Raw genomic sequence first — 19,946 nt, 5'->3', positions numbered from 1 at the left:
GTGCAGTGGCCCGAGGAGCTCACCGCCAACGCCTGGACCGGTACGGAGCCGGCGACGGGCGGGCTCTCCGATCGCGCCGCGCAGTGGGCGCTGGGTGACCACTTCGCCGGGCGCCCGGCGTCGCACCGGGCGGCGCAGCAACGCCCCGACCACCGGGACTGGCTGGACCGGCGGGTCGGCTGGGGGATCGTGCTGCCGGACGTACCGGGACTGAGCCGCCCCGAGCGGGCCCGTGCCGACGACGCGCCCGAGCCCCTCCAGCGCCTCGCGGCGGCCCGCAGTGCCACCGGCCAGCCGATCGTGCTGCGGTACGAGCGGGACGATTGGGACCAGCTGTACCGCTACTACCCCGACGGCGCCCGCCACCCGATCCCGACGACCGGCGACGGTCCGCGCGGGGCGGGGCGGGGCGAGCTGCCGTACTACCTCCTGCTGGCCGGATCCCCGGTGGAGCTGCCGTGGGACCTGCAGTTCCAGCTCAATCACGTCTGCTACACCGGCCGCCTCGACCTGGACGACTCCGGCCTCGGCAACTACGTCGAGGCCGCGCTGTCCGGGTGGGCATCGGCCGCGGTGGACAGCTCCAGCCCGCTGATGTGGTCGGTGCAGCATCGGCCCGGCGACATCACCTGGCTGATGCGGCAGGGCGTGGGGGAACGGGCGCTCGCGGCGTGGCGTACGGACACCCAGATCGGCGACCGGGCCGTCGGCCTCCGGGAGGAGCACGCCACCTGCGCCCGGCTCGCGACGACCCTGGCCGAGCGCCGGCCGGGCGTGGTCGTCACGACCAGCCACGGGATGACCGGGCCGGACGCCGACCCGGAGCGGCTGCGCCGGACGCTCGGCCGGCTGGTCGACGTCGGCCACGATCTGCTCGAACCGGACCGGTTGCTGTCGCAGTGGTCGCCGGAAGGCGTGGTCTGGTACGCGCTGGCCTGCTGCTCCGCCGGCGGTTCCGGGCGGCACCAGTTCGACGGCCTGCTGCAGGAGGGCACCCGGGCCGCCCGTGCGGTGGAACGGGTCGTCGCCCTCGGGCCGGTCACCGCGGAGCTGCCCCGGGCCCTGCTCGGCGCGGCCCGGCCGGCCCGCGCCTTCATCGGTCACGTCGAGCCGGCGTTCGACTGGACCCTGCGCCGCGCGGACACCGGGCTCGTCACGACGAGCTCGCTGATCACCGCGCTGTACGACGAGTTCTTCCAGGCCCGGCCCACACCGGTCGGGTACGCGTTCCGCCAGTACTACCTGCAGTCCGCGGCTCTGCGGTCCCGGTGGTCGACCGCCCGTCAGCTGACCGGCGAGGCCGGCGCCCCGTCGACCGCGCTCCTGTGCACGCTGGCGGGGATCGACCGGCAGTGCACGGTCATCCTGGGCGACCCGGCCGTGGCGCCCGCCGCGCTGCCGTGCGAGTGACGTCCCCGCCCTCTCAGTAGCAGAAGCCGGTGCTCTTCGGCATGCCGAAGTCCGCGCACCGGATGTCGCTGCCTTCACCGACCTTCTTCCAGGTCCCGGCGCCCGGCGAGTACTTGAAGATGACGAGGCCGTCGCCCTGCTGGTCCGGGCTCGGCGCGGTGAGCGCGGCGGTGGCCCAGCCCTGCGAGCACCGGACGTCTGCGGGCTTGATCCGGTATCCCTCGGGGTAGTCGGCGGCCTTCTCCAGGGTCGCCGCGCTCACCGGGCAGCCGGTGCCGGCCGGCCGGCTCGACGTAGAGGTCCGCGGCGACGACGGGCGGTGGGCGGTCTCCCGGCGTGTCGGCGTCGTCCCGGTGGGCGTGACGGTCCTGCTGAGCGTGGCGGTCGGGGCCGGGGTGGTGGGCGCGGTGGTGGCGCCGACGCTGGGGACGGTCGCGGGTGGCAGCGCGGGCGACTGCTGCCGCTGCGCCAGCGCGACGGGGACACCGATGGCGAGGACGGCCGCGGCAACCGCACCACCGGAGGCGATCGCCCGGCGGCGGGCCAGCCGGCGGGAGGTACGCAGGGTCCGGTCGTACAGGTCGGTGCTGCCGCCGTGTTCCGCGAGCCCGGCCATGGCCTGACGCAGCACGGGCAGGTCGTCGTCGCTCATCGGGCTGCTCCTTCGGCCGCCGAGGACGCGATCAGGTCCGGGGCGATGGCGCGCAGGCGAGCCAGGGCCTTGCTGGTCTGGCTCTTGACGGTGCCGATCGAGCAGGACAGCTGGGCAGCCGCCTCGGCCTCGGTCCGGTCCTCGAAGTAGCGCAGCACCAGCACGGCCCGTTGCCGTGGCGTGAGCTGGGCGAGAGCCTGGTGCAGGCTCACCTGCAGGTCGACGCGCGCGCTGTGGTCGCGTACCGGGTCGGCGCGGTCGAGCAGGTCGCTGTTCAGGGACTCGGCGAACCGCCGGCGCCGCCAGCGGCTCACGTGCAGGTGGTACATCGCGGTACGGGTGTACGCCTCGAAGTGACCCTCGTCGGCGAGCTTGCGCAACGCCCGGTGGGTACGGGCGAGCGCGTCCTGCACGAGGTCCTCGGCCAGATGCCGATCGCCGGTCAGCAGGAACGCGGTACGCAGGAGGGCCGGCGTCCGCGCCCGCACGAACTCGCTGAAGTCGGCCGCCATCGGACCGTCCACGCCGGCTCCACCCCCGTGCCCCCGCCGGATCACTTCGAGGCGGCACTGTACCGCGTCAGTCCCGGGTCGAGCAGAAGCCGGTGCTCTTCGGCATCCCGAAGTCCTCGCAGTCCAGCGAGCTGCCCTCGCCCACCTTCTTCCACGTCTTCGAGGCGGCCGCGTACTTGAACAGGATCACGCCGTCGCCCTGCTGCTCGGGGCTCGGCGCGGTGAGCCCGGCCGTGGCCCAGCCCTGTGAACAGCGCACGTCGGCGGCCTTGATCCGGTATCCGGCGCTCAGGTGGGCCGCCCGCTGCAGGGTGGCGGCCTGCACCGGGCAGCCGTCGGTCCCCGCCGGCGCCCGGGTCGCCGTCGGTTCGGGCGCCCGGGTGGCCGTGGGCCGGGGCGACTGGGTGGCGGTCGGCTCGGCCGTCGCGGATCCCACCGGGCCGGCGGCCGCCGTGGACGACGGCGCCGGGGCCGCCACGGGCGCGACGGGATTCTGGTCGCCGCAACCGGTCAGGACGAGCAGGGCGGCACCGGCGACGACGCCCGGGACGAGGGTGCGCAAACGCATGGGAGGGAACCTCTTCATCGGTAGGTGTGGAAGTCGAGCACGTCCGCGCCTGCTTCACCGGTATCCGCCTGCGCCGTGAACGCCGCCGGGCCCGGCAGCCGCTCACACCCGGGTACACGCCACCATCGCCGGCGGGGTTGCCGCCCGTACCGAAGAATTTTCCCGGCGCTGTTCACCGCTGCCGGGCGGTGAGGGCGCTGACGAACCAGTCCACCGCGGGCTTCGTGGGTTCGGGCAGCTCCCAGCCGTTCACGACCGACAGCAGAGCGTTGTACCGGTCCCACCGTTCGTCGCCGGCCGTCCGCAACGTGTCGAGCACCGGACCGTCGAACTCGGCGGCCAGCGCGGCGACGGCCGCGGCGGCACCGGGCGACTCCGGCCGCACACCGACGGCGAGCGCCGGCCGCGCGAGCTCACGGGCGGCCGCCACGGGGTCCCGCCTCGGCAGCGCATCCGGGTCGCGGCCGTTCACGTGCGCGGAGATCAGGGCGCTCAGGCTGTCCCGGAAGTCCGCGTCCTCCACGAGCGACATCAGCTCGATCCAGGCGTCCCACTGCTCGGCGGTGGGGTCCTCCGGCAGCTCCGGTGTCAGCGAACGGCGGATTCCCGCGTACGCCGGCGGGCACCCGGCGAACGCGGCGTCGAGGAAGTCGTCGACCAGCCGTTCCCGCTCCCCCGCCACCAGGTCGAGCAGCAGCCGTACGCGATCCGGCGAAGCGCCCGTGGCGACCCGGGACAGCACCACCCGGCGCAGCCGCAGCACCCGCATCTGTACGTCGATCGCGGCGGCGTGGGCCGCGGCGACCTCGGCGAGCTCCGCGTCGCCCCGCACGACGCGGGAGATCGCGGCCAGGTCGAGGCCGAGCTCACGCAGCGTACGGACCAGCGTGAGGCGCGCGACGGCGTCGTGGTCGTAGCGTCGGCGGCCCGCGGAGTCGCGGCGGGAGGGCGGCACGAGACCCCGGTCGGAGTAGAACCGGATCGTCTTCACCGTGAGACCCGTACGCCGGGCCAGCTCGCCGATTGCGAAGTCCATGCGCCCCACCCTGCCGCCTCCCCCGAAGGGAGGTGCAACCCCCGGGCTGGGCACCCGACGATGTCTCCTTGCGGACAAGCACGGCCGGCGAACGCGCCTACATTGAGGACATTCAATTGATCGACGGCGGGTCGCGGCATCCCGCGGCGCCCCGGCGTCAGAATCGTGAGGGGAACACGATCATGATCAAGCAAGCCGTCCGCGCCGCCGCGGTGCTCGCCGCCGGGCTCGCCGGAACCATCGCTCTCGCCGCACCCGGGCACGCCGCGGTGCCGGGTGGGGCCACGCCGGGCTCCGCCGCCGTCGTCTCGTACGAGGACGCCGTCCCGGGCCTGGCGCCGGCCGGGGCGACCGGGGTGTACCTGGACCGGCAGGGCCGCCGCATCGCCCAGCCGGCCTCGGGACCCGCGTCGTCGGCGCAGCCGCAGGCCCTGCTGGGCTGTACGCCGGAGAGTGGCCGGGACAACCCGCACTACTCGTCCGGTGACGTGTCGGGCCACGGCTGGTGGAAGAAGGGCTCCTGCACCGCCGACACCGCGCACGTCTACAACTGTCTCTACGAGTGGTACACCGACGCGTCCTGGCGGCAGAAGGCGTGCTCGCCGACGAAGCAGCTGCGGCCGTACACCGGTAGCGGCGACCGGACCGTCGCCCGCGCGACGTGCAACTCGACCGGCCAGACGATCTCCTGGCGCAACCACGTCGACGTCGACGTCGACGGCCAGATCGACAGCTCCGAGTGGCCGTACAATCAGGCCAATGTGAACTGCGTGGTCAACTGACGGATTGCCGGTGGGGGTGGCGACGATGAGGCTCAGCTACTGCGCGGACACCACCGCGGCCGACTGGCTCGTCCGCTCGGCCACCCCCGCCGACCAGCTCATCACGTTCGGGCCCGCCGGCTTCGAGGCGTACGCCCGGCTCCGCTTCATCCCCGATCCGGGGGATACGAGCCCTCCCGTCGATCACCCCTCGGACATCGCGCAGATGCGGCGCGCCCTGCGGGTGCTCGCGGCGTTCACGTCCACCCCGCAGGAGTGCTACTTCTGCCTGTGGGAGGGATATTCCGACGCCCCGCTGCCGCCCGAGGTGCAGCAGGGCCCCCTCGTCGAGCTCCCCCACCGCAGATACGCCCTGTTGCGCGGCACCCTGACCGACGTCGACGCGTGGGAGGCCGACGTCGGCGGCGGACAGACCATCGCACCGCCGGCGTTCGTCTGGCCGGCCGACCACCGCTGGTGCCTGGCCAGCGACGTCGACCCGTACTGGGCGGGCATCGGCGCCGAGCGGGCGGCCATCGACGCGCTCGTCGCGGACCCCCGGCTCGACGTCGTCCCGGCCCACCCGGCAGCCGCGAGCTGAGGCGTCTCGTCTCAGGCGAGCGTCTCGCAGAGGTTCTCCATCGTGCCGAGCCGCACCGGCACCTCGCGGCTGCCGTCCGGGTGCCGGATCACGACGAAGTCGCCGTGGGTGATGTAGTCACCGCCGGGGAAGCCCACGTTGGACGCCTTGATCGGCAGGGCGTTGTGGCCGTGCAGCTGCGAGATCCGGGTGCCGTCCTCCAGGTAGTACACCCGGATGGAGCCGCTTGCGTCGCGGACGACCGACCTGTGGTTCCCGGTGTTGGTGTACCGGATCACCAGCACGCCCTCGAAGTCCTGCACCTTCGGCGAACCGTCCGGGTAGGTCGCGGGCGTCCGCATCCGCTCGCGGTCCCGGACGATGTCGCCCTTGACCTCGAAGGAGCACACGTCCCCGGCCGGGATGACGAACGGTGGCGTGCTCGTCGGCTCCCATCCGCCGGATCCGGCGCCGGATCCGGACGCGGCAGCCGGCACCGCGGACACCGCCACCATCGCCGACGCCAGAACAAATACCCTCGCCACTCGCATGGGTGGCCTCCCTCATGTCCGTTGCGCTGTCCTGGACATGGTGGGCCGATGCGCCGCGGCGGCTCCACGATTCGGCGCTCACCGAATGGTCGCGCCCGCACCGGCCCCCAGGAGGTCGGTGCCGAGTGCCGTGCGCTGGTAGAGCACCTGGCGACCGGCCCGGCGCGACCGGACCAGCCCCGACCGGCGCAGCACCGACAGGTGCTCGCTGACGGTCGCCACGCTCAGCCCGAGGTCCCGCGCGACCTGCGTGGTGGACAGCGGCAGGTCGAGCCGCGCCAGCAGCGCCGCCCGGCTGCGGCCGAGCAGGTCGGCGACCGGCGGGGGCACCGACCGGGCCGAGCCGTCCCAGACCTGGCCGACACCGCGCGGGCTGTAGACGAGCGTCGGGCACTGTGGATCGGTGTCGACCAGCAGCGAGGGCCAGGCGAACACGCACGGCACGAGCAGCACCCCGGTCCCGTCGAGCCGGCTCTGGGACTGCCAGGCCGGCCACAGGATCCGCAACGCGTCGTCGGCGTATTCCAGCTCCGGGTGCAGGTTGCCCAGCAGCCGCACGATGCCGCCGGAGGTCAGCTGGTCGGCGCGGTGGCCGATCTCGGCGTCGAGCAGGCCGGCCAGCCGGGACCAGACCGGATCGATCGCCACCCGCCAGTAGGCCTGCATCTCGGCGGCCAGCCGGCCCAGGTGCCGTTCCGGATTCTCGTACAGCGGCAGCAACGCATCCGGCAGCGCGCCGTCCCCGGCCAGCAGCTCCAGCTGCGCATGGACGGTTGCCTCCGGCGTGCTGCGCACCCGGGCCAGCTCGTCGGCGAACCTGGTGTCCATCCGGTCCGGCGGCGGCGTCAGGAAGTCGGGCAGGTATCGCCGGCCGGCGAGCAGCGGCCGCAGCAGGTCGAGCCGCAGGGCGGACACGGCCCCGCGCACCGACTGCACCCACGGCTGGTGCATCCGGCTCCGATCCGCGTGACCGGCGATCCGCATGCTGCTCATGAGCTCCTGCACGGGTGACCGTGCGAAGCGGATCCGAGCCAGGTCACCCGGCTCGAACAACAGCTCGATCACCCCTACCACGATACCGATGCCGGGCCGGGACGGACCGGGCTCAGCCGGCCCGCCTCAGCTCGATCGGTCGCTCGCGCCGCGCCGGTGGACGGCCTCGACACCGGCGAGGAACAGGTCCACGCCGGCCAGGAACTGCTCGCGGTCGTCGTGCTCGGGCAGCTGCGCCGCGGCCTTGTGCAGGCGCGGGTACCTGGCGGGGTCGAGCCGCTCCCACTGCGCCGCCACGGCCGCGAGGGACGCCGTCCGGTGCGCGCCGGCCCGAGCAGTCGCGGCGTTCTGGCCGGCCACGCCGAGGATGTAGTTCACCAGGGCGCCCGCCGAGTCGAACAGCGCCGGCTCCGGAACGCCGAGCGCCTCGAGGTGCGCGCCGATGCTCTCGTAGATGTCCAGCAGCGCGGACCGCCACGGCTCCCGGGCGAGCTGGGCGCCCGCCCACGGGTGCGCGGTGATCGCGTCGAACAGGCTCAGGGCGACCGTACGCAGCAACTCGCGCGGCTCGGAATCCGTGGCGGCACCGGCCACGGCGCGGGCGATGACGTCCTCGGCGGCTGCCGCGAGCAGGTCGCTCTTGTTCTCGACGTGGTGGTAGAGCGCCCCGTACCCGGTGTTCAGCCGGACGGTCAGCGCGCGCAGGGTCAGCGCGTCCTCGCCGTCGGTGTCGAGGATCTGCGTGGCGGCCTCGACGATCACTTCCCTGGACAGGGCGTCCGTACGCCGGGCCTTGGTCGCCATAGTGACCAGTCTTGCATGGATCGCCGCTCCACTATCGTGCTAGCTTTGGAGCGTCAATCCAACATAGTGAGGAGCACCGATATGGTGACGATCGTCGGAGCCGGCCTCGGCGGCCTCGTCCTGGCCCGGGTCCTGCACGTCCACGGCATCCCGGCCACGGTCTACGAGGCGGAGCCCTCGCCGGCCGCGCGTACCCAGGGCGGCCTGCTCGACATCCACCCCTGGAACGGGCAGCCGGCGCTCGAGGCGGCCGGCCTGCTCGAGGGGTTCCGCGCCCTCGTGCTTCCGGGCCGCGAGTCGTACCGGATCCTCGACCGCGACGCCACCGTCTGGCTGGACCTGCCCGACGACGGCACCGGCGAGCGGCCCGAGGTGCCCCGCGGCGACCTGCGCCGGCTCCTGCTCGACTCGCTCCCCGAGGGCACCGTGCGCTGGGGCCACAAGGTCGTCGCCGTACGGCCGCTCGGCGCCGGCCGGCACGAGGTGGTCTTCGCCGACGGCTCCACGGTCGCCACCGGCCTTCTGGTCGGCGCGGACGGCGCCTGGTCACGGGTCCGGCCGCTGCTGTCCGGCGCCACCCCCGCATACGCCGGCGTCGCCACGGTCGAGACGTTCCTGCTCGACAGCGACACCCGCCACCCGGCGGCGGCCGCGCTGGTGGGCGACGGGTCGCTGATGGCGCTCGCGCCCGGACGGGGGATCCTGGCCCACCGGGAGAACGCCGGCACCCTGCACGTGTACGGCCAGCTGCTCGAGCCGGAGGGCTGGCTCGCCGGCATCGACTTCGCCGATCGCGAGGCCGCGGCACGGCGGATCGCCGGCGAGTTCGCCGGCTGGGCCCCCGAGCTCACCGCCCTCATCACCCACGGCGACACTCCCCTGGTGCCCCGCCCGATCTACGCCCTGCCCGCGGACCACCACTGGCAGCGGGCGCCCGGGGTGACCCTGCTCGGCGACGCCGCCCACCTGGCACCGCCCAACGGCGAAGGCGCGAACGTGGCGATGCTCGACGGTGCCGAACTCGGCCGTGCCATCGCCGCACACCCCGGCGACGCGGAGGCCGCGCTCGCGGAATACGAGCACGGCCTGTTCCCGCGCGCGGCGGCGGCAGCCGCGGAGGGCACCGACTACCAGCTGATGTTCGCCAGTGACGCGCCCCACGGGGTGATCGCCAGGTGGACCGGTCAGCGGCTGTCGGACTCCCCTCCGGAGACCGCGGCCCGGCCCGCCTCCAGCCTCGCGACCGGCACCCGGAACGGCGAGCAGGACACGTAGTCCAGCCCCACCTCGTGGAAGAAGTGCACCGATTCCGGGTCGCCGCCGTGCTCGCCGCAGACGCCGAGCTTGAGGTCGGGCTTCACCTCGCGCCCCTCCTCCGCGGCGATGCGGATCAGCCGGCCGACCCCCTCGCGGTCGATGGACTCGAACGGTGAGATGCCGAAGATGCCCAGCTCGAGGTAGCGCCAGAAGAAGGCGCCCTCGACGTCGTCGCGGGAGAAACCCCAGCCCATCTGGGTGAGGTCGTTGGTGCCGAAGGAGAAGAAGTCGGCCGCCTCGGCGATCTGGCCGGCGGTCAGCGCCGCGCGCGGCACCTCGATCATCGTGCCGATCTGGACCCGGACGCCGGCGTCGCCGATCACCTCGGCGACGATCTGCTCGCACTCGCGGCGGACCGTCTCGAGCTCCTGGACGGCGCCGACCAGCGGCACCATGATCTCCGGCCGCGGGTCGAGGCCCTCCGCGGCGAGCTGCGCCGCGGCCTCCGCGATCGCCCGCACCTGCATCGCGAACAGACCCGGGATGACCAGGCCCAGGCGTACGCCGCGCAGCCCCAGCATCGGGTTCTGCTCGTGCATCCGGCGTACGGCGTCGAGCAGGCGTTCCTCGTCGGCGTGCGCCTCACCCCGCTCGCGGGCCAGCGCCACGGTCACGGCGAGTTCCTCCAGCGACGGCAGGAACTCGTGCAGCGGCGGGTCGATGAGCCGTACGGTCACCGGCAGCCCGTCCATGGCCCGGAACAGGTCGACGAAGTCGGCGCGCTGCAGCGGCAGCAGGGCGGCCAGCGCGTCGTTGCGGGCGCTCTCGCTGACGGCGAGGATCAGCCGCTCGACCAGCTCTTTCCGGTCGCCGAGGAACATGTGCTCGGTACGGCACAGCCCGATGCCCTCCGCGCCGAAGCGCCGGGCCCGGGCCGCGTCCGCGCCGGTGTCGGCGTTCGTGCGGACGGCGAGCCGCCGGCTGGCGTCGGCGTGATCCATGATCAGGTGTACGGCGTCCACGAGCGACGATTCGACGGTCTCGCCCTCGAAGTACTGCACGACCTCGGAGGGGCGTACGGGCACCGCGCCGAGGTAGACGCAGCCGCTCGTGCCGTCGACGGAGATGACGTCGCCCTCGTTGACCGTACGGCCCCGCACGGTGAACCGGTCCCCGGCGATCTCCAGCTGGTCCGCGCCGCATACGCAGGTGCGGCCCATTCCCCGGGCCACCACCGCGGCGTGGCTCGTCTTGCCGCCCCGGGCGGTGAGGATGCCCCGGGCGGCGATCATGCCGGCCAGGTCCTCGGGGTTCGTCTCGCGCCGGACCAGGATCACGTCCTCGCCGGCGGCGGCCAGCTCGGTCGCCCGCTGCGCGCTGAAGACCGCCTTGCCGGAGGCCGCGCCGGGCGACGCGCCGATCCCCCGGGTGAGCGCGGCCGGCTCGCCGGACAGGTCGAAGCGGGGGAACATCAGCTGCGCCAGCTGGGCGCCGGAGACGCGGCACAGCGCCTCGTCGAGATCGATCATGCCCTCGTTCACCAGCTGGCCCGCGATCCGGAACGCGGCCGCGGCCGTACGCTTGCCGACCCGGGTCTGCAGCATCCACAGCTTGCCGCGTTCGATGGTGAACTCGATGTCGCACAGGTCACGGTAGTGGCCCTCGAGCTTGGCCATGATCTCGAGGAGCTCGTCGTACGAGCGCCGGTCGAGGTTCTTGAGCTCCTCGAGCGGGACCGTGTTGCGGATGCCGGCGACGACGTCCTCGCCCTGGGCATTTGCCAGGTAATCGCCGTAGATGCCCTGGGCGCCGCTGGCCGGGTCGCGGGTGAAGGCGACGCCCGTGCCGGAGTCGGGGCCGAGGTTGCCGAAGACCATCGCGACCACGTTGACGGCCGTGCCGAGGTCGGCCGGGATGCGCTCCTGCCGCCGGTAGAGCACCGCGCGTTCGGCATTCCAGGAGCGGAACACGGCCTCCATCGCCAGCCGCATCTGTTCGCGCGGGTCCTGCGGGAAGTCGTATCCGGTGTGCTTGGCGAAAATGCGCTTGTACGCCTGCACCAGCGCGCGCAGGTCGTCGGCGTCGAGGTGCAGATCGTCGGTGCCGCCCTTGGCCTTTTTCGCGTCTTCCAGGGCGTCGGAGAATTCTTCGCCCGGCACGTCGCACACCGTTTTGCCGAACATCTGGATCAGCCGCCGGTACGAATCCCACGCGAACCGGTGGTCGCCGCCGGCCTGCGTGGCGAGCCCCTCGACGCAGGCGTCGGTGAGCCCGACGTTGAGCACGGTCTCCATCATGCCGGGCATCGAGAACGCCGCCCCCGAACGTACGGAGACCAGCAGCGGGTCGGCCGGATCACCGAGCCGGCGGCCCATCGTGCGCTCCAGCACGGCGAGATGCCCGTCGATCTCCCCGGCCAGCCCGTCCGGGTGGCGCCCCGTCGCCAGGTACGCCTGGCAGGCCTTCGTGGTGACGGTGAATCCGGCCGGCACGGGCAGCCCGAGGCGGGTCATCTCGGCCAGGTTCGCGCCTTTGCCACCGAGGAGCTCCTTGAGGTCCTTGTGACCTTCCGAAAAATCGTAGACGTACTTCTCCCCGGCCATTCTCGCCTCCCATTGCCACGCATGAACGCTCGTTAATGGTGTCCCGGAGGCTAGGGGCGGCGCCACCGGACGCCCTAGCGTTCGTGAAAAATTGCACAAGCCCACGCGCAGCTCGGCGCGGAAGAGCGTGACATCGAGCAGCCGTGCGCACGCCACCGTGACCCGCGGGGGCCCGGTGTCATCCCCGTCATGCTTGATCGCCGCCGGAAATGGGCACGTCACAGGTTCGGTACATGAGCTGGCGAGGCTCCGGGGAAGAGCTGACGACATAGGTGGTCTTGCATGACGGAGTCATTGAGTATCAGCACGGGCGGCGGCGACCCCACCCTCGGCACGGAGCTCACGCTCGGCGTGGAGGAGGAGCTGCACGTCGTCGATCTGCGCACCCGCGAGCTCGTGCCGCGGGCACCGCAGATCCTGGAGCAGCTCGACCCCGGGAGCTTCTCCGCGGAGCTGCACCGGTCGGTGGTGGAGACGAACACGCCCGTCGCCGGCTCGCTGGACGAGCTGCGGGACGGCATCATCGGGCTGCGCCGCCGCGCCATCGGCATCGCCGAGTCCCTCGGTCTGGGCCTCGTGGCGGCCGGCACCGTGCCGATCGTGGACCTCGACTCGCTGCCGGTCACGCCCACCTCGCGCTACCGCCGGATGGTCGACGAATACCAGATGCTCGCGCGCGAGCAGCTCATCTGCGGCGCCCAGGTGCACGTGGGCATCGCCGACCGCGACGAGGCGGTGTCGATCGCCCAGCGGGTGACTCCGGCGCTGCCCGTCCTGCTCGCGCTGTCGGCAAGCTCGCCGTACTGGATGGGCGAGGACAGCGGTTATGCCAGCGTGCGCTCGCTGGTCTGGATGCGCTGGCCGACCGCCGGCGACAGCGGCGTCGTCACCGGCGCGGCCGACCACGACGCCCTGGTCGCCGACCTCATCGCCTCCGGCACGATCAGCGACCCCAAGATGGTCTACTTCGACGTACGCCCGTCGGCGCACCTGCCCACGGTGGAGCTGCGGGTCACCGACTCCAGCCCGGACGCGGACACGGTCGTGCTCCTCGCCGGGCTGTTCCGCGGCCTGGTGCTGCGCGCCCGGCAGGAGTACCGCGCCGGGGAGCCGCTGGTGCCGACCCGCCCGCCGCTGCACCGCGCCGCGATGTGGCGGGCCGCCCGCTCCGGCCTCGAGGGCGACCTGCTCGACCTGCCCCGCTCGCCGGTGCCGGTGCCCGCCGCGGTGGCCGTGGAGCGGCTCGTCGGCGACCTGCGCCCGCAGCTGGAGGAGCTGGGCGACTGGGAGCAGGTGTACGACCTGTCGGTGCAGGCGCTCAGCCGGGGCAGCTCCGCCGCCCGCCAGCGCCGGGCCATGGCACGCCGCGGACGGATCTCGGACGTGGTCGACCTGGTCGTCGCCGACACCCGCGGCGGCGCCACCGGCATCGGTCCCGGCGGGCAGACCGTACCGGCTGGGCTCACGCCGTACGCGGCGGACGGCGACGAGGCGTTCCCGGGCGGCGACGTCGTGCCGGCGTACCAGGGAATCCTCGACGTGCTGAGCGCCCTCGGCCCGGCCGGGCTGCGCCGCCGCGAGGACGCCAAGGACGACGAGCAGCGCGCCCGCGGGATCACGTTCAGCGTGGCCGGCGAGGCCGCCACCCGGCTCTTCCCGTTCGACCTCGTGCCGCGGACCGTACCGGCGAGCGCCTGGAGCCGGCTGCGCGGCGGGCTGATCCAGCGGGTCCGCGCGCTCGACGCGTTCGTCAACGACGTGTACGGCGACCGTACGGTGGTCCGCGACGGCGTCGTGCCGGAGTGGGTGATCGACGGCTCGCCCGAGCTGCGGCCCAGCGGGGCCCTGGTCAGCCGCCCCGGCGTCCGCGCGCAGGTGGCCGGCGTCGACCTCGTGCGCGACGGCGAGGGCAACTGGTGCGTGCTGGAGGACAACCTGCGGGTGCCGTCCGGGATCGCGTACGCGATGCAGAACCGCCGCCTCACCGAGGCGGTCCTGCCCGAACTGCCGTACCCGCCAGGGCTGCTGAGCCCGGAGCGGACGCCGCAGCTGCTCAAGCAGGCCCTGCTCGACGCGGCGGGCCCGGCGGCCGGAGACGACCCGCGCCTGGTGGTGCTGAGCCAGGGCCCCGACGACTCGGCGTGGTTCGAGCACCGCATGCTGGCCGAGGAGATGGGCGTACCGCTGGTCCGCAGCACCGACCTGCTCGTCGACGAGGGTGTGCTGCACCGCATCGCCAACGGCCGCAAGCACCGCGTCGACGTGGTGTACCTGCGCATGGGCGAGGACAGCCTGGTGCACTCCCCCGGCGCCGACGGGATGCCGCTGGGCCCGAGCCTCGTCGCGGCGCTGCACGCCGACACCGTCGTGCTGGCGAACGCGCTGGGCAACGGCATCGGCGACGACAAGGCCGTGTACGCGTACGTCCCGAAGCTCATCGAGTACTACCTCGGGGAGAAGCCGCTGCTCGCGGACGTGCCGACGTACCTGTGCGGGATCCCGGAGCAGCGCGCGGAGGTGCTGGACCGGCTCGAGGAGCTGGTGTGCAAGCCCGTGGACGGCTACGGCGGCGACCGCATCGTCATCGGCCCGCACGCCGGCCCCGAGGACCTCGCCGCGGTACGCCGCCAGATCCGTACGGCCCCGCACCGCTGGGTGGCCCAGGAGGTGGTGAACCTGTCGACCGCCCCGGTCTTCGACGGCCATCAGCTGGCGCCACGCCACGTGGACCTGCGCGCCTTCGTCTTCACCGGCCGCGAGTCGGTGGTCGCCCCCGCCGCCCTGACCCGCGTCGCCCCCGCCGGGAGCATGATCGTGAACTCCTCCCGCGGCGGCGGCTCCAAGGACACGTGGCTCTTGAGCTAAGCGCTTTACGACTCGGAAATGCACCCGAAACGGAAACCGTGGAGGTTGATTAATCATGTGCGGAATCGCCGGCGAGCTCCGGTTCGACGACCGGGCCGCCGATCCCGAGGCGGTCCGGCGGATGCTGCCGAGCCTCGAGTCGCGCGGCCCCGACGGTGAGGGCCTGTGGCACCGCGGCGGGGTGGCGTTCGGGCATCGCCGACTCAAGATCATCGACCTCTCCGAGGCCGGCGCGCAGCCGATGACCGACGAGCAGCTGGGCCTCACGCTCGTCTTCAACGGCTGCATCTACAACTACCGGCAGCTGCGCGAGGAGCTGCAGGGTTACGGCTACACGTTCTTCTCGACGTCCGACACCGAGGTGATCCTGAAGGCGTACCACCGGTGGGGCACCGACTGCGTGCAGCACTTCCTCGGCATGTTCGCCTTCGCGATCACCGAGCACGCCACCGGCACCGTCATGCTGGCGCGCGACCGGCTCGGCATCAAGCCGATGTACCTCGCCGAGACGCCCGGGCGGCTGCGCTTCGCGTCGACCCTGCCGGCGCTGCTCGCCGCGGGCGACGTCGACACCTCGATCGACAAGGTCGCGCTGCAGCACTACATGACGTTCCACTCGGTGGTGCCGGCGCCGCGCACGATCGTCTCCGGTGTCCGCAAGCTGCCGCCGGCGACCGTACGCGTCATCCGCCCCGACGGCACCAGCACCTCGACGGTCTACTGGGAGGCCTCGCACACCCGCATCGACACCCCCTCGAGCCGCGAGGAGTGGGCCGAGGCGATCCACGCCGGGCTGCGTACGGCCGTGGAACGCCGGATGGTCGCCGACGTGCCGGTCGGGGTGCTGCTCTCCGGCGGCCTGGACTCGTCGTACATCGTGGCGCTCCTGGCCGAGCAGGGGCAGCGCGGGCTGACCACCTTCTCCATCGGCTTCGAGTCCGCGGCCGGGGAGAGCGGCGACGAGTTCGCGTACTCCGACATCATCGCCAAGCAGTTCGACACCCGGCACCACCAGATCCGCATCGGCAAGGACCGGTTCCTGCCCGCGGTGGCGCGCACGGTGGCGGCCATGAGCGAGCCGATGGTCAGCCACGACTGCATCGCGTTCAACCTGCTCAGCGAGGACGTCTCGAAGCAGGTCACGGTCGTGCAGTCGGGTCAGGGCGCCGACGAGATCCTGGCCGGCTACAGCTGGTACCCGCCGCTCGCGGACGTGCCACGGGAGGCGGCCGTCGACGCGTACGCGAAGGAGTTCTTCGACCGCCCGCACAGCGACCTGGCCCGCCAGCTGAACCCGGAATGGTTCCTGGACGAGGACGTCAGCCGCGGCTACGTCGCGGCGAGCTTCGGCCGGCCCGGGGCGACCACGGCGGTCGACGCGGCGTTGCGGCTGGACTCGCAGGTGATGCTCGTCGACGATCCCGTCAAACGAGTGGACAACATGACGATGGCGTGGGGGCTGGAGGCGCGCGTACCGTTCCTGGACCACGAGCTGGTCGAGCTCGCGGCGGCCTGCCCGCCGGAGCTGAAGCTGGCCCAGGACGGCAAGGGGGTGCTCAAGGACGCGGCTCGCGGGGTCGTGCCCGACGAGGTGATCGACCGGACCAAGGGCTACTTCCCGGTTCCCGGGATCCGGCACCTCGAAGGCCCGATGCTGGAGCTCGTCCGCGACGCTCTGCACGCACCGGCGGCCCGCGCGCGGGGGCTGTTCCGCAAGGAGTACGTTGACGCGCTGCTGGCCGACCCGAACACTGCCCGTACGACCCTCGGGGCGAACCAGCTGTGGCAGCTCGCGCTGCTCGAGATGTGGTTGCAGGACAAGGGAATCTAGCCAAGCCGAAGGAGGACCCCATGACCGGTCAGCTCAACCGGGTCGATGTCACCGTGCTGCCCGCCGGGTGGCAGACGCTGGGGTCCTACCCGTCGGAGGTCAGCGGCAGCTGGTCCCCGGCGCTCTCGCCGGACGGCCGGCACGCCGCGTACGTGTCGGACCGCAGCGGCACCCCGAAGGTGTGGGTGCAGCCGGTCGGCAGCGACCTGACGTTCCTGGTCGACACCGGCGAGGAGCCGGTGCAGTCCGTGCACTGGTCCACCGGGGGCGGCTGGCTGGCCTGCGTGCTCGCGCCCGGTGGGGCGCCGCGCACCGAGGTGTGGCTGGTCCGGCCGGACGGCTCCGCGCTGCACCAGGTCGCCGGCTTCGGCGCGGACACCGCGGAGAACGTCCGCTGGCTGCCCGGCCGCCCGCTGCTCGCGATCACCGAGAACCTGACCACCACGGTGCTCGTGGACGCCGAGCACGGCACCCGCGAGGTGGTCGCCGAGGGCGACCTGGTCACGCTCTTCGACGTCTCGCCCGACGGCAGCCGCGCGCTGCTGCGGCACGGCGCGCGCAGCAGCCGGTACGTGGTCGTCCGCGACCTGCGGACCGGCGTCGAGGAGTACGTCACCAGCGGCGAACAGGCCTGCTTCGGCCCGGACGGCTCGGTGTGGGCACGCAGCGACGCCGGTGAGCGCCCGGTCCTGCTGCGGACGGCCGCCGGCGCCGCGCAGATCCTCGCCGAGGCGCCCGACGCCGAGGTCGAGTCGTTCGCGCTGACCCCGGACGGCTCGCGCGTCGCCGTGCTGTGGAACGCCGACGGCGGCCTGTCCCGGCTGACCGTCGACTCCCAGGACGTGGAGCTGCCCGGCACGGTGGTCTCCGGCCTCGCCTGGAGCGCCGACGGCAGCACGCTGGCGTTCACCGCGGAGGCGCCGGGTCAGCCACACGGCGTCTGGGTCTGGGACGGCGAGCTCCACCCGGTCTCCGTCGAGCCGCCCGCCCCCGGAGCCGTACGCCCCACCCTGCGCCGCTTCGCCTCCCACGACGGCCTCGAGATCAGCGGCTGGCTCTTCCAGCCGGCGACGCCCGGCCCGCACCCCACGGTGCTGTGGCTGCACGGCGGCCCGGAGGCGCAGGAACGCCCCGGCCACGGCCCGCTCTTCCAGTCCCTGGTGGACCGCGGCATCGCCGTGTTCGCCGCCAACGTGCGCGGCTCCTCGGGCTTCGGCCGCAGCTTCGTCAACGCCGACAACGGGCCGCTGCGCTGGGCGGCCGTCGCCGACGTCGCCGCGTGCGTCGGCCACCTCGTGAGCACCGGCGTGGCCGACCCGGCCCGGGTGGGGTGCATGGGGCGCTCGTACGGCGGCTACCTGACGCTGGCCGCGCTGACCACGTACCCGGAGCTGTTCGCGGTGGGCATCGACGTCTGCGGCATGTCGAACTTCGCCACGTTCTACGAGCACACCGAGCCGTGGATCGCGGCGGCGGCCGTGTCCAAGTACGGCGACCCGGTCGCGGACGCGGAACTGCTGCGCGAGCTGTCCCCGATCACCCGCATCGACCGCCTGCGCGCGCCGCTGATGGTGGTGCACGGCGAGAACGACAGCAACGTGCCGGTGATCGAGGCGGAGCAGGTCGTGGCCGCGCTGGCGGCGCGCGGGGCGGAGCACAAGTACCTGCTCTTCCCGGGCGAGGGACACGAGCTGCTGCACCGGTCGTCGCGCGCCGAGTACCTGCGCGAGACCGTCGGCTGGCTCACCCACCACCTTCGGGTCCCGTCCCTGCTCGCCTGACTCCACCCCGCGCCCCACCGCGGCCCCGGACCCACCGCGAGCCCGGGCTCACCGCGACCCGGCCGACCGCCGCCTCCGGCCGGAGGCGGCCCGACCGGAGCGCGGCCCGACCGGAGGGCGGCCCGACCGGGTGCGCGGCCCGACCGGGTGCGCGGCCCGACCGGGTGCGCGGCCCGACCGGGTGCGCGGCGCCGCGCAGCCGGCTCGCCCCGATGCGCCCTTCCGCCCCCGGCCCCGGCCCGCGCCGCGCGCTCCTCCGCAAGCGGAATCCGCCGAGGTCACCCGCCCGGATGCCGTGACCGGGCACACGCCTGAATTGTGACGTTCGCCGTTGGCGATGGCTGTCCGTCCGCGAAAGGGTGGGAGGCACGCGAGCGGACGAGGTGGGGTTTTTCATGCGAGGCGGTGCCCGCTCCTGGGCGGTCTGGGCCGTCGGCCTCTCCGCATACGTGGTGGCTGTGCTGCACCGCACGTCCCTCGGGGTCGCGGGTCTCGACGCGCAGGCACGGTTCGGCATCGGCGCGAGCGCGCTGGCGTCCTTCGCCGTGCTGCAGCTCCTCGTGTACGCGGGCCTCCAGGTCCCCGTCGGCGTGCTGCTGGACCGCTTCGGCTCGCTGCGGCTGGTGGTCGGTGGCGCCCTGGTGATGGCAGCCGGGCAGGCGCTGATGGCGTTCTCCGACGGTGTCGGCGGGGCCGTGGCCGCCCGGGTGCTCGTCGGCGCGGGTGACGCGATGACGTTCATCAGCGTGCTGCGGCTGGTGCCCCAGTGGTTCCCGTCGCGGCGGGTGCCGGTGGTCACCCAGCTCACCGGCATCGTGGGGCAGGTCGGTCAGGTGCTCAGCGCCGTACCGTTGGCTGCCCTGCTGGCCGGCGCCGGCTGGACCACCGCCTTCATCTCCGCGTCCGCGGCCGGGGTGTTCGTCGCCGTCGTCGCGATGGTGGCGCTGCACGACAGCCCGGAGCGGCGGATCAGCACCGGCGAGGCGGTCACCGCGCGCCGGCTCGGCTCGGACCTCGCCACCGCGTGGCGGCATCCCGGCACCCGGCTGGGGCTGTGGACGCACTTCACCACCCAGTTCCCCGGCACGGTGTTCGCGCTGATGTGGGGCTATCCGTTCCTGGTCGCGGGCGAGGGCCTGTCGCGCGCCACGGCCAGCTCGATGCTGACGCTGTTCGTGATCGTCGGCATGGTCGGCGGCCCGCTGCTCGGCGTGCTGGTGCAGCGCCACCCGTTGCGCCGCTCGTGGCTCGTGCTGGGCGTGATCGCCATGAACGCGCTCGGCTGGGCGCTGGTCATCGCGTGGCCGGGGCGCGCGCCGCTGGCCGTGCTGCTGCTGCTCGTGGTGGCGCTCGGCCTCGGCGGCCCGGGCTCGATGATCGGGTTCGAGTTCGCGCGGACGTTCAACCCGCCGAACCGGCTCGGCACGGCCACCGGCATCGTCAACGTGGGCGGGTTCGTGGCGTCGCTGACCACGATCCTGCTCGTCGGGCTGATCCTGGACGCCCGCACGGGCGGCCGCGCCGCCTACGACATCGCCGACTTCAAGGTCGCCATGTCGGTTCAGTACGCGATCGGCGTGCTCGGCGTGCTCGGCATCCTGCGGACCCGCAGGCTGGCCCGGCAGCGGCTGGCGGCCGAGGGCGTCCACGTCCGGCCGCTGCGGGAGGTTCTGGCCGAAAGAGGCTGGTTTAGCGCGCAGCGCCTCGGTAAAGGCTGAGGTTTCGCGTCCGCACCCGGACGC

General features: G+C 73.3%; 16 protein-coding genes. 8 read left to right on the top strand and 8 right to left on the bottom strand.

Going from position 1 to position 19,946, the window contains the following annotated elements; genetic code table 11:
• Window positions 1–1,410, top strand: a complete 1,410-nt coding sequence (locus tag IT780_RS10860) for a hypothetical protein (protein WP_199511312.1) — start codon at window positions 1–3, stop codon at window positions 1,408–1,410.
• A 13-nt stretch (window positions 1,411–1,423) separates the two neighbouring features.
• On the opposite strand, the gene IT780_RS10855 is transcribed toward IT780_RS10860, so the two are convergent.
• The 4 genes from IT780_RS10855 to IT780_RS10840 form a co-directional block, all read right to left on the bottom strand.
• Complete coding sequence (locus tag IT780_RS10855) at window positions 1,424–2,062, bottom strand: hypothetical protein (protein WP_199511311.1); 639 nt, start codon at window positions 2,060–2,062, stop codon at window positions 1,424–1,426.
• On the bottom strand, window positions 2,059–2,574 hold the full coding sequence (locus IT780_RS10850; protein WP_199511497.1) for a SigE family RNA polymerase sigma factor: 516 nt from the start codon (window positions 2,572–2,574) through the stop codon (window positions 2,059–2,061). Before IT780_RS10850 ends, IT780_RS10855 begins: the two co-directional genes overlap by 4 nt.
• Before the next feature lie 67 nt (window positions 2,575–2,641).
• Window positions 2,642–3,142 carry a hypothetical protein gene (locus tag IT780_RS10845; protein ID WP_199511310.1) on the bottom strand — a complete coding sequence of 167 codons (501 nt, stop codon included), beginning with the start codon at window positions 3,140–3,142 and terminating at the stop codon, window positions 2,642–2,644.
• Window positions 3,143–3,314: 172 nt separating this feature from the next.
• Window positions 3,315–4,178, bottom strand: coding sequence for a helix-turn-helix domain-containing protein (locus IT780_RS10840; RefSeq protein WP_199511309.1), 864 nt, complete (start codon window positions 4,176–4,178; stop codon window positions 3,315–3,317).
• Between the two features lie 182 nt (window positions 4,179–4,360).
• On the opposite strand from IT780_RS10840, the gene IT780_RS41740 reads away from it, so the two are divergent.
• Together IT780_RS41740 and IT780_RS10830 are read left to right on the top strand one after the other, a co-directional pair.
• Window positions 4,361–4,960, top strand: a complete 600-nt coding sequence (locus IT780_RS41740) for a hypothetical protein (RefSeq protein ID WP_233412525.1) — start codon at window positions 4,361–4,363, stop codon at window positions 4,958–4,960.
• A gap of 25 nt (window positions 4,961–4,985) precedes the next feature.
• Window positions 4,986–5,540 (top strand): hypothetical protein, encoded by a 555-nt coding sequence (locus IT780_RS10830; RefSeq protein WP_199511308.1) that lies wholly within the window; start codon window positions 4,986–4,988, stop codon window positions 5,538–5,540.
• Between the two features lie 11 nt (window positions 5,541–5,551).
• On the opposite strand, the gene IT780_RS10825 is transcribed toward IT780_RS10830, so the two are convergent.
• The 3 genes from IT780_RS10825 to IT780_RS10815 all read right to left on the bottom strand — a co-directional run bounded on the left by IT780_RS10825 (window position 5,552) and on the right by IT780_RS10815 (window position 7,867).
• The gene (locus tag IT780_RS10825; RefSeq protein WP_199511307.1) at window positions 5,552–6,070 is read right to left on the bottom strand and encodes a hypothetical protein; all 519 of its coding nucleotides are present in this window, start codon (window positions 6,068–6,070) and stop codon (window positions 5,552–5,554) included.
• 78 nt (window positions 6,071–6,148) lie between these two features.
• Window positions 6,149–7,135 carry a DUF5937 family protein gene (locus tag IT780_RS10820; RefSeq protein ID WP_199511306.1) on the bottom strand — a complete coding sequence of 329 codons (987 nt, stop codon included), beginning with the start codon at window positions 7,133–7,135 and terminating at the stop codon, window positions 6,149–6,151.
• Between the two features lie 54 nt (window positions 7,136–7,189).
• Entirely contained in the window at window positions 7,190–7,867 is a 678-nt protein-coding gene (locus tag IT780_RS10815; protein WP_199511305.1) for a TetR/AcrR family transcriptional regulator, read from the bottom strand.
• 81 nt (window positions 7,868–7,948) lie between these two features.
• Here IT780_RS10815 and IT780_RS10810 point away from each other — a divergent pair, with 81 nt between their 5' ends.
• Window positions 7,949–9,142, top strand: a complete 1,194-nt coding sequence (locus tag IT780_RS10810) for an FAD-dependent oxidoreductase (protein ID WP_199511304.1) — start codon at window positions 7,949–7,951, stop codon at window positions 9,140–9,142.
• On the opposite strand, the gene ppdK is transcribed toward IT780_RS10810, so the two are convergent.
• A complete protein-coding gene (gene ppdK, locus IT780_RS10805) occupies window positions 9,052–11,727 on the bottom strand; it encodes a pyruvate, phosphate dikinase (RefSeq protein WP_199511303.1) in 2,676 nt (891 codons plus the stop codon). The genes IT780_RS10810 and ppdK overlap by 91 nt on opposite strands.
• A 282-nt stretch (window positions 11,728–12,009) precedes the next feature.
• Here ppdK and IT780_RS10800 point away from each other — a divergent pair, with 282 nt between their 5' ends.
• The 4 genes from IT780_RS10800 (at window position 12,010) to IT780_RS10785 (ending at window position 19,922) form a co-directional block, all read left to right on the top strand.
• The gene (locus tag IT780_RS10800) at window positions 12,010–14,592 is read left to right on the top strand and encodes a carboxylate--amine ligase/circularly permuted type 2 ATP-grasp protein (protein WP_199511302.1); all 2,583 of its coding nucleotides are present in this window, start codon (window positions 12,010–12,012) and stop codon (window positions 14,590–14,592) included.
• 55 nt (window positions 14,593–14,647) lie between these two features.
• Window positions 14,648–16,423 carry an N-acetylglutaminylglutamine amidotransferase gene (locus tag IT780_RS10795; RefSeq protein WP_199511301.1) on the top strand — a complete coding sequence of 592 codons (1,776 nt, stop codon included), beginning with the start codon at window positions 14,648–14,650 and terminating at the stop codon, window positions 16,421–16,423.
• Window positions 16,424–16,443: 20 nt separating this feature from the next.
• The gene (locus IT780_RS10790; RefSeq protein ID WP_199511300.1) at window positions 16,444–18,204 is read left to right on the top strand and encodes a S9 family peptidase; all 1,761 of its coding nucleotides are present in this window, start codon (window positions 16,444–16,446) and stop codon (window positions 18,202–18,204) included.
• 395 nt (window positions 18,205–18,599) lie between these two features.
• Window positions 18,600–19,922 (top strand): MFS transporter, encoded by a 1,323-nt coding sequence (locus IT780_RS10785; RefSeq protein ID WP_199511299.1) that lies wholly within the window; start codon window positions 18,600–18,602, stop codon window positions 19,920–19,922.
• Window positions 19,923–19,946: the final 24 nt, after the last annotated feature.

The sequence above is a fragment of the Nucisporomicrobium flavum genome (genome assembly GCF_016464385.1).
Taxonomy (GTDB): Bacteria; Actinomycetota; Actinomycetes; order Mycobacteriales; family Micromonosporaceae; genus Actinoplanes; species Actinoplanes flavus_A.
This window is presented reverse-complemented; position numbering and strand designations above follow the sequence as displayed.

Coding starts and splice junctions, on each gene's coding strand:
- IT780_RS10855 (WP_199511311.1), bottom strand. CDS start 2,062: ATGAGCGACGACGACCTGCCCGTGCTGCGTCAGGCCATGGCCGGGCTC.
- IT780_RS10850 (WP_199511497.1), bottom strand. CDS start 2,574: ATGGCGGCCGACTTCAGCGAGTTCGTGCGGGCGCGGACGCCGGCCCTC.
- IT780_RS10845 (WP_199511310.1), bottom strand. CDS start 3,142: ATGCGTTTGCGCACCCTCGTCCCGGGCGTCGTCGCCGGTGCCGCCCTG.
- IT780_RS10840 (WP_199511309.1), bottom strand. CDS start 4,178: ATGGACTTCGCAATCGGCGAGCTGGCCCGGCGTACGGGTCTCACGGTG.
- IT780_RS41740 (WP_233412525.1), top strand. CDS start 4,361: ATGATCAAGCAAGCCGTCCGCGCCGCCGCGGTGCTCGCCGCCGGGCTC.
- IT780_RS10830 (WP_199511308.1), top strand. CDS start 4,986: ATGAGGCTCAGCTACTGCGCGGACACCACCGCGGCCGACTGGCTCGTC.
- IT780_RS10825 (WP_199511307.1), bottom strand. CDS start 6,070: ATGCGAGTGGCGAGGGTATTTGTTCTGGCGTCGGCGATGGTGGCGGTG.
- IT780_RS10815 (WP_199511305.1), bottom strand. CDS start 7,867: ATGGCGACCAAGGCCCGGCGTACGGACGCCCTGTCCAGGGAAGTGATC.
- IT780_RS10810 (WP_199511304.1), top strand. CDS start 7,949: ATGGTGACGATCGTCGGAGCCGGCCTCGGCGGCCTCGTCCTGGCCCGG.
- ppdK (WP_199511303.1), bottom strand. CDS start 11,727: ATGGCCGGGGAGAAGTACGTCTACGATTTTTCGGAAGGTCACAAGGAC.
- IT780_RS10800 (WP_199511302.1), top strand. CDS start 12,010: ATGACGGAGTCATTGAGTATCAGCACGGGCGGCGGCGACCCCACCCTC.
- IT780_RS10795 (WP_199511301.1), top strand. CDS start 14,648: ATGTGCGGAATCGCCGGCGAGCTCCGGTTCGACGACCGGGCCGCCGAT.
- IT780_RS10790 (WP_199511300.1), top strand. CDS start 16,444: ATGACCGGTCAGCTCAACCGGGTCGATGTCACCGTGCTGCCCGCCGGG.
- IT780_RS10785 (WP_199511299.1), top strand. CDS start 18,600: ATGCGAGGCGGTGCCCGCTCCTGGGCGGTCTGGGCCGTCGGCCTCTCC.